Source organism: Bacteroides salyersiae (assembly GCF_031172035.1).
GTDB classification, from domain to species: domain Bacteria; phylum Bacteroidota; class Bacteroidia; order Bacteroidales; family Bacteroidaceae; genus Bacteroides; species Bacteroides salyersiae.
Genome location: NZ_CP133452.1, coordinates 642,870 through 657,230, shown reverse-complemented (window position 1 = coordinate 657,230; position 14,361 = coordinate 642,870). Strand labels below are relative to the sequence as shown.

Below are 14,361 nucleotides of genomic sequence, written 5' to 3'. Positions count from 1 at the left end.
GCTAAAAATCTAACGTTATGGAACCTATTAGAACTTTCGATCAGCTGACTTCCCATCTGAAAACACTGAACCGACGCAAGAGAATTGCGGTAGTATGTGCCAATGACGCCAATACGGAATATGCCATAGCCCGTGCTCTTGAAGAAGGAATTGCCGAGTTCCTGATGATTGGTGATTCGGCTATTCTTGAAAAGTATCCGACTCTGAGAAAATATCCGGAATATGTAAAGACGATCCATATGGAAGATTCGGATGAGGCGGCCCGAGAGGCAGTGCGTATTGTCCGTGAAGGCGGTGCGGATATTCTGATGAAAGGTATTATTAATACGGATAATCTGCTTCATGCTATTTTGGACAAGGAAAAAGGGCTGCTACCCAAAGGGAAAGTGCTGACGCATCTTGCGGTCATGCAGATACCTACTTATAATAAACTGCTGTTTTTTTCTGATGCTGCCGTTATTCCGCGACCTACTTTGCAGCAACGTATCGAGATGATCTGGTATGCCATTCATACTTGCCGTTCTTTCGGAATAGAACAGCCGCGCATCTCTCTTATCCATTGCACGGAGAAAGTCAGTGCCAAATTTCCTCATTCCCTGGACTATGTAAATATCGTCGAGTTGGCGGAGGCTGGTGAATTCGGTAATGTAATTATTGACGGTCCGCTGGATGTCCGTACTTCTTGTGAACAGGCAAGCGGTAGCATAAAGGGAATTGTTTCTCCTATCGACGGGCAGGCGGATGTACTGATATTCCCTAATATAGAATCGGGCAATACGTTCTATAAGTCGGTTTCCCTTTTTGCCAATGCCGATATGGCGGGACTGCTGCAAGGTCCTGTTTGTCCGGTTGTATTGCCCTCGCGTAGCGATTCCGGTCTGTCTAAATATTATAGCATGGCGATGGCCTGCCTCACCTGTAAATAAACAACTTATGAAGATTCTTGCCATTAATCCCGGTTCTACCTCGACAAAGATTGCCGTCTATGAAGACGAAACGCCGTTGCTGGTTCGAAACATCCGACATACGGTAGAAGAACTGGCTGTTTTCCCGGAGGTGACCGATCAGTTCGAATTTCGTAAATCACTTGTGCTTACCGAATTGGAGAAGGAGGGCATTCCTTTCCGGTTTGATGCCATTATCGGTCGTGGCGGTTTGGTGAAACCTATTCCCGGCGGGGTGTACGAGGTGAATGAGGCCATGCGGCAGGATACGCTTCATGCCATGCGTACGCATGCCTGTAACTTGGGGTGTCTCATAGCTGATGAGTTGGCTTCCATGCTTCCCGGTTGCCGTGCCTTTATAGCAGATCCCGGTGTAGTGGACGAGATGGATGAGATTCCTCACATTACAGGCTCTCCTCTGATGCCGCGCATCACCATCTGGCATGCGTTGAATCAACGGGCGATTGCTCGTCGGTATGCCCGTGAGCATCATACGAGATACGAAGATCTGAACCTGGTGATTTGCCATCTTGGCGGTGGAATTTCCATCGGTGCGCATGAACATGGCCGTGCCATCGATGTGAATAATGCGCTCGACGGTGAGGGGCCATTCTCACCCGAACGTGCCGGCACGCTTCCGGCAGGACCATTGATCGACCTTTGTTATAGCGGGCGTTTCACAAAGGATGAATTAAAGAAACGCATTTCCGGTCGTGCCGGGCTGACAGCCCATTTGGGTACGACCGATATTCCCGCTATCGTGGCTTCTATCGAAAAAGGAGATCAAAAAGCCGAACTGATATTGAATGCCATGATCTATCAGGTAGCCAAAGGTATCGGTGCGGCGGCTGTTACCCTTTACGGCAAAATCGACGCTATCCTGTTGACTGGCGGAATAACCCATTCCGAGTATGTAGTTTCCCGCCTCACGGCACGCATCTCTTTTCTGGCACCGGTGCATGTATATCCGGGTGAGGATGAGTTGGAGGCTTTGGCACAGAACGCATTGGGAGCTTTGCGGGGAGAATTGCCGGTTGCTGTTTATGAGTAGAATAGTTTGTTGAGCATTTGGTGTGCTGCGGTGAATCCATTATCTTTGAAACGTATTATAAATGTTATGATTATGCAAGATATAATAAACGGACGTTGCGGTTGGTGCGGAACTGACGAACTGTATGTGAAATACCATGATCAAGAGTGGGGGAAATTGGTGACCGACGACAAGACGCTGTTTGAGTTTCTTGTATTGGAGGGTGCGCAAGCCGGATTGAGCTGGATAACGATCCTTAGGAAACGGGAGGGATATCGCAAGGCTTTTTGTAATTTTGATGCCGGGTTGGTGGCACAAATGACCGATGAAGATGTAGAGCGGTTGATGCAGTTTGACGGCATTGTGAAAAACCGTCTGAAAATCAAGTCGACCATCACCAATGCAAGGCTGTTTCTCGGTCTGCAAAAAGAGTTCGGTAGCTTTTATGAATATACATTGTCATTCTTTCCCGACAGGAAACCGATTATCAATACTTTTCGTTCATTGAGTGAGATTCCGGTATCGTCTCCCGAATCCGATGCTATGAGCAAGGATATGAAAAAAAGGGGATTCAAATTCTTCGGGACGACCATTTGCTACGCTCATTTGCAGGCTTCGGGGTTTATCAATGATCATCTGGCGGACTGTTTTTGCCGAAAAGGATAAATCACGATATAACTTTCACAATAACCATGATATACTTATGCTATGGTCGAGCACTGTGGTAATGAGTTGTTGATGATAGAGTATACTTGACATTAGGATAGTAGATGATGCATGAAAACATCCGGATGTTGTGGTGTACAACATGGGGATGTTCTATTTCAAAACATGGGGATGTTTTACTTGAGAACATGGGGATGTTCTGCTTCTGAAAATATATATTTATCAACAGCAGGAAGGTATGTGCTTTGTCGGGAGGAATATATGGGACTGCTCTCCTTAATTTTGTATTTTGATTCTAATTTCTCCTTATAAACCCTCATTTGGCATAATAGAACTATTAAATGGCTTAAATCTTGTATTCAGAAAGAGAACTTCGGGCTATTTTTGTGCAAATTTAAAACTAAAAACATAGCACGATGAAGAAACTTTTATTTTTCTCTTTTTTATTAATCTCTTTTGTGTCCGTATCTTTTGCTCAGTGGAAACCGGCTGGAGACCGTATTAAAACAAAGTGGGCCGATGAGATAAATATAGCTGAAGTGTTACCGGAATATCCCCGGCCGATAATGGTTCGCGATGACTGGAAAAATCTGAACGGTTTGTGGGATTATGCAATTACGAAAGTCGGTAAACCGGGGATACCTACCAGCTTTGACGGACAGATTCTGGTTCCTTTTGCGGTAGAATCTTCTCTTTCGGGAGTAGGAAAAACGGTAGGCGCAAAGAGAGAACTCTGGTATCGGCGTACATTCAGTGTGCCGCAGGCATGGAAAGAAAAGAAACTACTGTTGCATTTTGGTGCTGTAGACTGGAAAACAGACGTGTGGGTAAATGATGTGAAGGTTGGTAGCCATACCGGAGGTTTTACTCCGTTTTCTTTCGACATAACGGCAGCGATGAACCGTAAGGGTGATAACAAGCTGGTTGTAAAGGTATGGGATCCGACGGATGACGGCTATCAGCCTCGTGGAAAACAGGTAAACCGCCCGGAAGGTATTTGGTATACACCGGTCACCGGAATATGGCAGACAGTGTGGCTGGAACCCGTGGCCGGTCATTATATCACCAATTTGCGTATTACACCCGATATTGACAGGAATCAGTTATCTGTGAAAGTCTTGACGAATAAAATCGATGCTTCGGATTTGCTGGAAGTGAATGTATTCGACGGAACTCGTCTGGTGGCTACCGGAAAAAGTGTGAATGGGGAAACGGTGGATATTGCCATGCCTGCCGACATGAAATTGTGGAGCCCTTCTTCTCCTTTCCTCTACACGCTGAAAGTGGCATTGAAGAATGGAGGGAAGACTGTGGACGAGGTGGATAGTTATGCTGCCATGCGTAAATTCTCTACCGGACGTGATGCCAACGGGATTGTTCGTCTGGAATTGAACAATGCACCTTTATTCCAGTTTGGTCCCCTCGATCAGGGCTGGTGGCCGGATGGTCTGTATACGGCGCCTGCCGATGAGGCTTTACTGTATGACATTCAGAAAACCAAGGATTTCGGTTATAATATGATCCGTAAACACATCAAGGTGGAGCCGGCACGCTGGTATACCCATTGTGACCGTCTGGGCATTATCGTATGGCAGGACATGCCGAGTGGTGATCGTGGTCCCGAATGGCAGAATCGCAGATATTTTGATGGTACGGAGAATAAGCGCTCGGCAGAGTCGGAGGCTTGTTACCGCAAAGAATGGAAAGAGATCATGGATTGTCTGTATTCGTATCCCTGTATCGGTACATGGGTGCCGTTTAATGAAGCATGGGGGCAGTTTAAAACACCGGAAATCGCCGAGTGGACGAAGCGGTATGATCCTACCCGTCTGGTGAATCCTGCGAGTGGCGGTAATCATTATACTTGTGGCGATATGCTCGATCTGCATAATTATCCGGCTCCTGACATGTATCTCTATGACGGGCAACGGGCCAATGTACTGGGTGAATATGGCGGTATAGGATGGGTTGTGAAAGATCATATCTGGGAACCGAACCGTAACTGGGGCTATGTTCAGTTTAATTCATCGGAAGATGTGACGAATGAATACATTAAATATGCCAATCAACTGTATGACTTGATTGCACGCGGGTTCAGTGCAGCCGTTTATACACAGACTACTGATGTGGAAGTAGAGGTAAACGGGTTGATGACTTATGACAGGAAGGTTATTAAGCTGGACGGGAAGAAGTTGAAGGCTATCAACGAGAAACTGGTAGATTCATTGAATCAATGATGAGGATATCGATTTTTTTATTTGTGAGATGTTCGGGAAGGTTTTAAAAATCGAGTTGCTCTTGCTGTAACATTGCGGTTATAAGAGTGATTTGCTTCGAATCTTTCAAGCGTTTGGATTCTGATTTTTATGAAAATAAGTTACCGGCAGTCTTAAAATACGAAGGAGTAAAATCTCACGATCTTACTCCTTCCAATCTTCTCCTTACAACACTAAACTAATACGGAGAAAACACCATTAATCAAAGTCTTTATGTTTGGGCTTTTTAGAAGTTATTTTTGCCTGCATCCCACCATAAACGGGTACCGCCATGATCCGGACCTCCGAGAGCTTTCTTTAGGAGATCGTATTGTACGGGATCTTTATCTGCGTCGTCCGTAGAGAAAGGCAGACGGCGTATCATATCATTCGTATCGATGGTACCGCCACTATTGTTTGTTTGTACCTTAAATAGTTTAGGATAACCGGTACGGCGTTGTTCACTCCATGCTTCGTAACTTTCGGGCCAGCAAGCCAGCCATTTCTGAGTAATGATTTGCTCTAATTGTCCTTCTTTTCCGGCAGTATCATTCCATTTAGGGGAGATGGTGATAAGAGCTTTCATATCTTTTCCACCACTGGCAGGAACCATTTCTTTATAGTCCGACGGTTTTTTATCGCTTGCCAAATAGTTGGTTGCATCACCCACACCCCATTGGGCAAATGAAGTTTTTATACCTGTTTCATAACAGGTTTTGGGAGTTTCGTTGCTGAACCCACGTAAAGCGGCTTCTGCACGGAGAAACCAGACTTCGGCAGCTGTCATCAGAATAGCCGGAGTCGTTTCGCCGCCGGCCGTATTGAGAGCTGAATATCCACCGTAATAATTAGGATCGCCTTCTTGCATGAATACACCTTGCGGTATTCCTAACCATTCATTTTCATATCCTTTTAAAGTTGCCTTGTTATACCATTTTTCCCGGCGGGGATCTTCGTAACCATTGAGCACGGAGGCCATGGTAGCACCCATATACGCTTCGCCCCAGCCGCCGATCGCGATGAGCGGATTGGTATAGCCATGTCCGGAAACTTGGATGATTTCATTGGCGGCTTCAAGTACTCCGTATGGATTTGCCAATGCTTTCTTAGCTTGGATTTCGGCATTTGTTTTATCTACGTTGGATATACGCATGGCCAGGCGGAGACGCAGGGAATTAGCGAACTTGATCCAGCCTTTTATGCTTTTGGCATTCAGCATGTCGTTGGCGTTGAGTGAAAGGTCATCACCTCCGTTTTTCAGATATTTGTCCATAGCATCGATTCCCTTGTCAAGGTCACTGAAGAAAGCGGCATACGCTTCTTGCTGTGTATCTACGGAATTGACTTCACCGTTTCCGAATTTGCTGTACACTACAGGGCCGTAAGTGTCCGAGATGCGGTGCATAAGCTCGACTTTCAGAATTTGGGTCAATCCATAATAGTGAATGGCTTGTTCTACGCCTTCACTGTTCAGCTCGGAAGAGTGGGCTACGGGAAATATGTATTTATAAGTATAATTCCAGGCTGCATTCGTCCATCCGGTATTGATTTTATATACAGAATTTTTGTCATTGAACTTCGAAACCTGATCATGGAAATAACCGGAGAACATATCGTGTTGAAGAGCCTGAGTGATCTGCCAGGGCCAATTGATTCCGTCGCCCCAGTTATACTGAAAGTAAATACCGGATTGAATGATTTCGAGAGGCATCGTGTATTTTTGATAATCGTACTCTTTTACTTCGTCATTGAAGGCGCCTTTTATTTCATTGTCCGATTCGAAATTATCGGTACATCCGGAAAAACCGATCAAACTTCCTATGAGTAATGCTGCAATATATTTATATCTTTTCATAATGATCTGTGGATAAAGGGTTAAAATGTAAATTTCACGTTGAAACCGATGTTACGGGTGGTGGGCATACCAAAGACATCGATGCCTTGATTGTTGTTTCCTACCGACAGGGTGGCATCCGGGTCGAACGGTGCATCTTTGTAGAAGAAGAACAAGTTGCGGGCTACCAATGAGAGGTCGATGCCTTTAAATACTTTTGTCTTTGCCAATAATGACTGCGGAAACGAATAGCCGAGCGATAATTCGCGTAAGCGGATATTGGTTGCATCATACATATAGTATTCGGAAATACCGTTACGACCACCTGTTGTGCCGTAGAATCCTTTGACGTTCTCGAATCTCTGGCCTTGATATTCTACGTAGCCGCGATCACGGGCTTCTGCTGTTTCCTTAGTTACCCCGCGTGAATCGAGATCGGCCTGTGTGAGTGACATAACATCCCCTCCGATACGGGCATCGATCAGGAAGTAAAGGCTGAATCCTTTGTAAGTAAAGGTATTGCTCCATCCCAGCATGCAGTCCGGGTTACTGTTACCCAAAAGGTCTTGGTTACCGGTTTTCCCGATTGGAGTGCCGTCGGCATTGGTTTGAATGGTACCGTCTGCATTGCGGGCAAATGCGTTTCCATAGATGTCACCCAGCTTGCCACCTTCCTTGATGCGCATTTGGTAAGCCATGGAGAAACCTTCTTGTCCATAGCTGAATTGGGTATAGTCGGGATGGAGGGAGATCACTTCATTGCGATTGGCCGATACATTGATAGCGGTTTTCCAACGGAAATTATCATTCATAAGAGGTGTGGCATCGACTGTCAGTTCGAACCCTTTGTTCCGGATTTTTCCGGCATTGACATAGCGGTATGCAAAAAGCGAACCGGCCGGGTTGGGCATTCTCAACAATTGGTTCTTCGTGTCTGTCTGATACCAGGTGAAGTCGATACCCAGGCGACTGCTGAAGAAGCGCCATTCTGTTCCGAACTCGATGGAATTGCTTATTTCCGGTTTTAAGTCGCCACGCTGCTCGGTATCATTGACTTGGATGGTACCTCCTGCCTGAATGATATCGGCCGGATTGGTGATTTCGATCGGAAGGTCGTTACCTACCTGTGCCCATGAACCTCGGATTTTACTGAAAGAGATCCAATCCGGCATTCTCAGACTTTTGGATAAAATCCAGGTAAGCCCTACTGACGGATAGAAGAATCCGGAGTTCATGCTGTTGGTATGTGCTAAAGTGGAAGACCAATCGTTACGGGCAGTAATGTCCATATAGATTGCTTCGTCCCAACCCAACTGGGCGGTTGCAAATACCGATTGGGTCGTTCTTCTGGAATCGATCTCTTGCGTTATGCCCGCCTTTGAAGAGGTCACGACATTGGCTACGGTAAATACGTTCGGACGGTATAGAGAAGCCGTCTTGGAGTCTATCATCAATGAGTTGACTGTGCTGACGTTGATACTTGCACCGATTGCACCGTTTATGGAGAACTTGTCGAATGTCTTGTTGAACATGGCCATTACATCTCCGTAGAGCAGCAACTGTTGGTTGTCCGACCACACATAGCGTCCGTTCATTTTACCTTCGTATGTTCCTGCAATATTCGGTGAGGTGGATGCATACATTTTGTTTTCAAATTTATCGCTTACGTAGTCTACATTACCACGGGCTTGGATGGTCAGCCATTCCGTAGCTTCCACACTTGCGGTCAGGGCAGCCATGGCACGATAGCGTTTATTGTTGTTTGTAACCCGGTTTTTAATCCAGTAAGGATTCTGATCCCATTCGCTGATAGTACCGTCTTCATTGGTGACATACCAGTTTTGGAGATTCATGTTACGGTCGGTGTCGTATGTTTCGAAGCTGTCCCGGTAGGGAGCCATATCCATACCACGGGGGAAACCGTATACATTTACCAATGGGTTGAGGTAATAACCGCCGGATGACGGGCTGTTCTTGATGGTTTGCGTCATCAGATTGGCATTTCCATCCAGTTTCAAACGTTCGTTGAAGAAGTTTGCCGTTTCTCGCAAAGTAAGATTGTGTTTTTGCAATTTGTTGGAATCGATGATACCTTTGGCGGTAGTGTTCGCATAAGAAAAATAGGTCTGCATCTTTTCGTTTCCCGTCATGATGGATACGGAATTCATAGCAGTGATGCCGTTGTTAAAGAAATTTCCGGCATTATCATAATCGGTGAGAGACGCTTGGTTGCCCCAACTGCTTGTCCCGTTTTCCAGGCGTCCGTAAGAATTTTGAAATTCGGGCAGGCTGATGGCATGATCTACGGTCAGATTGGAAGAATAAGTAATGCGTTGCATACCGGCTTTCCCTTTTTTGGTTGTTATCAGAATAACGCCATTGGCAGCTTGTGAGCCGTATAGGGCGGCTGCGGAGGCTCCTTTTAGTATATTCATACTTTCGATGTCGTCCGGGTTCAGATTGGAAATACCGTCACCGGCATCCCGGTTTACACCGTCGTTCTCGCCACCCATTACGGTAGAAGTCGATTCCGTACTGTTGTTCAGCATGGGTACACCGTCAATGACATACAACGGCTGGTTGTTGCCGGTAGCGAAAGCCGAACGGGCACCACGGATGGCCACTTTAGCCGATCCACCCAAACCGGCGGCACTTTTGGTGATCTGTACACCGGCTGTTTTTCCTGCCAGGGCATTGATCATGTTCGGATCTTTGGCCCGTGTAAGTTCATCGCCGCCGAGCTGCTGGGTAGAGTAAGTCAAAGAAGCTTCTTTTTTCTTGATACCCATTGCCGTAACTACTACGGTTTCGAGGGTGAGCGCTTCTTCTTCCAGCTTTATGTTGAAATTCCTCAACCCGTTTACACTGATTGTTTGTGGCTGATAGCCTACATAGGTGACCACCAGAATGGCGTCGGCAGGAACGTTCAGGCTGAAATTGCCATCTATATCGGTGATTGTACCGTTGGTGGTGCCTTTCTCCAAAATGTTGGCGCCGATTATCGGTTCGCCTTTTGTATCGGTTACTATTCCTTTGATAGCAAGCTTGTTTTGTTGTACGGATGCTGTATCTTCGTTATTTCTGGTAAGAACAATGTTGTGTCCTTCCATGACATAATGGATACCTGTGCCTTCGAACGCTTCATCCAGTATTTCTGATACGGCTTTATTTTCTGCATCGACAGTTACGGTGCGTTTGGTATCCACATTCTGTTTATTGTAAACAAACAGATAATCGGTCTGTGATTCTATTTTGGATAGTAACTCACTTACCGTCAAGCTTGAGCGGGGGATACTGATTTTGGCGCTTTGAGAGTACCCGTTTTCGCTGTAGACCTGGAATGTTACGAACAAAAGAAAGAAAATAGTAATCTTCATAGTAAGTAATATTTGCTTGAATGCTAAACTTTTTGGGCATAAATGCCCTTTCAAAGAAATTTTTCTCATATCTTTGTAATGTGTTAAGTTAATAAATTGATTAAGGTCGATTTTTGACTGTTTCGAATCGGAAAGTATGGGGGTACTTTCCGATTCTCTTTTTTAGAGGATAAATGGATTTTTTATAACTTCATGTGCATTCTGGTTTTTAAAGGGTTAGTACTAAATTAAAGGTTTTATTGAGCTCTTTTTTTCCTATTCTATGGCTATGCTATCTCTTTCTTCGTTGATGTGATAAGTGAATTTATGATCTTTTTGAATCACTCGGAGGATATGTTCGATGCCGTCTTGCTCTTTAAATTTGCCGGTACAATGGTAATCTAATAATTTCGGATTATTGACGGTAATCTTTACATTATAGTATTTTTCCAACTTAGAGAACATGCAGCTCAGAGGGGAGTCGTCGAAACAGTACAGGCCCTCTTTCCATCTCAGATAGTCGTAAGAAGGAAGGATTTTCTTTTGTGCTTTTCCGTTATATAAACCGAAAAATTCTCCTTTTTCCAGGCGGGTGATCGGTTTTTCCCCTTTTAAGGTATAGATGTCGACTATACCCGTTACGAGGGTCGTTTCAAATTCGTTGCTTCCGTTATAGGCACATACATTAAAACTGGTGCCTACCACACGTACTTTATTCGTTTCGGTATTGACGAAAAAAGGAATCTTTTCGTTCTTGCTAACTTCAAAATAGGCTTCTCCGTCCAGCAGGACGTTTCTTTCCTGGCGTCCGAAGTTACTGGCATAAGTCAGGGTCGATTGAGAGTTCAACCATACCTTGGTTCCGTCTGCCAGTGTGATTTGTGCGCGTTGCCCTGCGGGCACTGCAACTGTTTGCAGTTGGGCGGATTTATTATACCGGTAATCTTTGAACAGAAGGCCGCTGCCGAATAAGATTATCATTACTGCGGCAATACGGGCTGTCCATTGCAGTATTGGCAGGATGCGGGTTTTTCTTTTGAGACGCTCGGATTGTTTTTCTTCGGAGAAGAGGGCGATGTCATAAAGCATACGTTCTTTTTGAAACGCTTTTCTGTTTTCATCGGAGGCGTCTACCCAATCAAGGATTTGCTTTTCTTCTTCGATATTGGCATTCCCTTTAAAATACTTATATAATAGATCTTGGTTCATAAGGTTTTTTGTTTCTGTTATTATAGGGAGAGGTCTTTCTTCCCCCTTCTATAATAATAACAGGTTACCCTAAGGTTACCCTAACGGAAAAAGAATCTTTTTTTAAAAAAGAATAGAGATCAGGTAATCTTTTAGTTCGGTACGTAGTATTTTTAGGGCTTTGGTGATATGGAACTCTACACTTTTGATGGAGATGCCGAGTTTTTCAGCTATCATTTTGTTAGGGGTGTTTTGATAGCGGCTCAATATGAATATATCCCGGCTTTGTTCCGGCATTTTGGTGAGTGCTTTGCGGACTATATGTTGGATCTCTGTGTTGAAGATCGTATCCGGTTCGCAGGCTTCAAGGGTAGATATGCGTAAGTTCAGTTCTCTTTGCCGGTGGGTGTTGATGTCGTCTTCCGCACGCAGACGTACTTGTTCGTGTGCGAGATAGTTTAAAGCCCTGTTTTTGATAATGGTTAGTAATAGCGCTTGTAGATTGGAATCATTTTCCCATTTATCGCGGTTCTCCCAAAGAGCAATCATTGATTCCATCAGTATATCTTCGGCCTCTGTCTTATTTCTGATATAGGAATAAGCGAATGATAGAAACTTGGCCTGGTTCTCTTGAAAGAACCGGGTGAAAGTATCCATGGTATGAAGATGGTTGCTCTGAGACATTAACTGGTTTTAAAGGTTTTTTCTTTTTCTTATAACAAAGCAACGTATTCTTTTTGAGAAAAACAAATTAATTGGAAAGAAAATGGCTGAATCTGTTGTGATTCAGCCATCTGTCTATAAATATAAGAATTGTATTCTGCTTATTTCTTTTCCGGTTTCGGAAGTAATACTTTTCTTGATAGTTTGAATTTTCCTGTCTTAGGATCGATATCCATCAATTTTACGTCGATTTCGTCTCCCTCTTTGATACCGGCTTCTTCTACTGTTTCCAGACGTTTCCAGTCGATTTCAGAGATATGCAACAGACCATCTTTGCCCGGCAGGAATTCAACGAATGCACCGTAAGGCATGATCGAACGTACTTTACCTTTATATACTTCTCCGACCTCCGGTACGGCAACAATACCTTTGATCATACGCATTGCGTCGTCAATAGATTTTTTGTTAGTGCCTGCAATCTCGATACGGCCTACACCGTCTACCTCTTCGATGGTGATAGTAGCACCGGTATCCTCTTGCATTCCCTGAATAATCTTTCCGCCCGGGCCGATGATGGCTCCGATGAATTCTTTCGGAATAGTCATGGTCTCGATACGTGGAGCATGGTCTTTCAGTTCGGTACGTGGTTCTTCAATGGTTTCATGTATCTTGCCGAGGATGTGCATACGGCCTTCTTTTGCTTGTTCCAATGCGCGTTCGAGAATGTCGAATGACAAACCGTCTACTTTGATATCCATTTGGGTAGCAGTGATACCGTCTTTGGTTCCGGTAACTTTGAAGTCCATATCTCCCAAGTGGTCCTCGTCACCTAAGATATCCGAAAGTACTGCGTATTTGTCTTCACCGGCATTCTTGATCAATCCCATGGCAATACCGGATACCGGTTTTTTGATCTTCACACCGGCATCCATCAATGCCAGTGTTCCGGCGCATACGGTAGCCATAGAAGAAGAACCGTTTGATTCGAGAATATCGGAAACTACACGAACTACGTACGGATAGTTTTCAGGGATCATTCCTTTCAGGGCACGCCATGCCAAATGTCCGTGGCCTATTTCACGACGTCCTACACCACGCTGTGCTTTTGCTTCACCTGTTGAGAACGGAGGGAAATTATAGTGCAATAGGAAACGTTCTTTTCCGTGAACCAATACATCGTCTATGATTTTTTCATCCAGTTTGGTGCCTAATGTCACAGAAGTCAGTGATTGAGTTTCACCACGGGTGAAGATAGCAGAACCGTGAGGTCCCGGCAGATAATCGACTTCACACCAGATAGGACGAATTTCGTTTGTCTTACGTCCGTCAAGGCGTTTGCCTTCGTCGAGAATGCAACGACGCATCGCCTCTTTTTCTACATCATGATAATAACGATCGATCAAAACTCCTTTTTCTGCCAGTTCTTCTTCTGTGAATTGTGATTTGAATTCGTCGCGGATCGCATCGAAAGCATCTTGACGTTCGTGCTTGTTTCTGTTTCCGGAAGCAGCGATGGCATATGATTTCTCATAGCAAGCTTCGCGAACGGCTTTACGAAGATCTTCGTCATTGACTTCGTGATTGTATTCGCGTTTCACCGTTTTACCAACCTCTTGAGCCAATTCCATCTGAGCTTTACAGTGGCCTTTGATTGCTTCGTGAGCAACTTTCATTGCTTCCAGTAATTCTGCTTCTGATACTTCGTGCATTTCACCTTCTACCATCATGATATTTTCATAGGTAGCGGCAACCATGATATCCATATCGGCCTTTTCGAGTTGATCGAAAGTAGGATTGATCACATAATTACCGTCAATACGTGCTACACGTACTTCTGAGATAGGTCCGTTGAATGGAATATCTGAAACAGCGAGTGCGGCCGAAGCGGCAAGCCCTGCCAATGCATCAGGCATGTCGACACCATCGGCAGAGAACAGGATAATATTTACGTAAACTTCTGCGTGATAATTATCGGGGAATAAAGGGCGGAGAGCACGGTCTACCAAACGGCAGGTAAGGATTTCGTAATCAGAAGCTCTTCCTTCTCTTTTGGTAAAGCCACCGGGAAAACGGCCGAATGCTGAAAATTTCTCTTTGTACTCTACCTGAAGCGGCATAAAATCTGTTCCGGGAACTGCATCTTTAGCGGCACAAACAGTAGCAAGCAACATGGTGTTTCCCATGCGAAGCATTACAGAACCGTCTGCCTGTTTTGCCAACTTTCCCGTCTCGAGCGTGATGGTTCTGCCATCTCCTAACTCGATTGTCTTAACAATTGGGTTAATCATAAAAATTGTTTTATCTATATTTTCTTTCAAAATTCCTGCAAAGATATACATTTATCATTCTAATATAGTGGAAATGAGATAAAAAGTTATTGCTTATTTGAATTTTTTATCCAAAAAAGGTGAAGAACGAGGCAAAA

The 14,361-nt window shown here is 44.6% G+C and carries 9 protein-coding genes; 4 read left to right on the top strand and 5 right to left on the bottom strand.

Going from position 1 to position 14,361, the window contains the following annotated elements; all coding sequences use genetic code 11:
- Positions 1 to 17 precede the first annotated feature (17 nt).
- The 4 genes from RB604_RS02655 to RB604_RS02640 all read left to right on the top strand — a co-directional run bounded on the left by RB604_RS02655 (position 18) and on the right by RB604_RS02640 (position 4,877).
- Positions 18 to 926, top strand: coding sequence for a phosphate acyltransferase (locus tag RB604_RS02655; RefSeq protein ID WP_005928831.1), 909 nt, complete (start codon positions 18 to 20; stop codon positions 924 to 926).
- A gap of 7 nt (positions 927 to 933) precedes the next feature.
- Complete coding sequence (buk, locus tag RB604_RS02650) at positions 934 to 1,995, top strand: butyrate kinase (protein ID WP_007479938.1); 1,062 nt, start codon at positions 934 to 936, stop codon at positions 1,993 to 1,995.
- 72 nt (positions 1,996 to 2,067) lie between these two features.
- Positions 2,068 to 2,640, top strand: coding sequence for a DNA-3-methyladenine glycosylase I (locus tag RB604_RS02645; RefSeq protein WP_007479939.1), 573 nt, complete (start codon positions 2,068 to 2,070; stop codon positions 2,638 to 2,640).
- A gap of 416 nt (positions 2,641 to 3,056) precedes the next feature.
- Positions 3,057 to 4,877, top strand: a complete 1,821-nt coding sequence (locus tag RB604_RS02640) for a glycoside hydrolase family 2 protein (RefSeq protein WP_055293721.1) — start codon at positions 3,057 to 3,059, stop codon at positions 4,875 to 4,877.
- A 265-nt stretch (positions 4,878 to 5,142) separates the two neighbouring features.
- On the opposite strand, the gene RB604_RS02635 is transcribed toward RB604_RS02640, so the two are convergent.
- The 5 genes from RB604_RS02635 to pnp all read right to left on the bottom strand — a co-directional run bounded on the left by RB604_RS02635 (position 5,143) and on the right by pnp (position 14,224).
- Complete coding sequence (locus tag RB604_RS02635; RefSeq protein ID WP_055293719.1) at positions 5,143 to 6,750, bottom strand: SusD/RagB family nutrient-binding outer membrane lipoprotein; 1,608 nt, start codon at positions 6,748 to 6,750, stop codon at positions 5,143 to 5,145.
- Positions 6,751 to 6,770: 20 nt separating this feature from the next.
- Complete coding sequence (locus RB604_RS02630; protein WP_309008462.1) at positions 6,771 to 10,175, bottom strand: TonB-dependent receptor; 3,405 nt, start codon at positions 10,173 to 10,175, stop codon at positions 6,771 to 6,773.
- A gap of 186 nt (positions 10,176 to 10,361) precedes the next feature.
- Positions 10,362 to 11,294 carry a FecR family protein gene (locus RB604_RS02625; RefSeq protein ID WP_005928845.1) on the bottom strand — a complete coding sequence of 311 codons (933 nt, stop codon included), beginning with the start codon at positions 11,292 to 11,294 and terminating at the stop codon, positions 10,362 to 10,364.
- Between the two features lie 102 nt (positions 11,295 to 11,396).
- Positions 11,397 to 11,957 carry an RNA polymerase sigma-70 factor gene (locus RB604_RS02620; protein ID WP_007479947.1) on the bottom strand — a complete coding sequence of 187 codons (561 nt, stop codon included), beginning with the start codon at positions 11,955 to 11,957 and terminating at the stop codon, positions 11,397 to 11,399.
- A gap of 140 nt (positions 11,958 to 12,097) precedes the next feature.
- Entirely contained in the window at positions 12,098 to 14,224 is a 2,127-nt protein-coding gene (pnp, locus tag RB604_RS02615) for a polyribonucleotide nucleotidyltransferase (RefSeq protein ID WP_055293983.1), read from the bottom strand.
- Positions 14,225 to 14,361 lie beyond the last annotated feature (137 nt).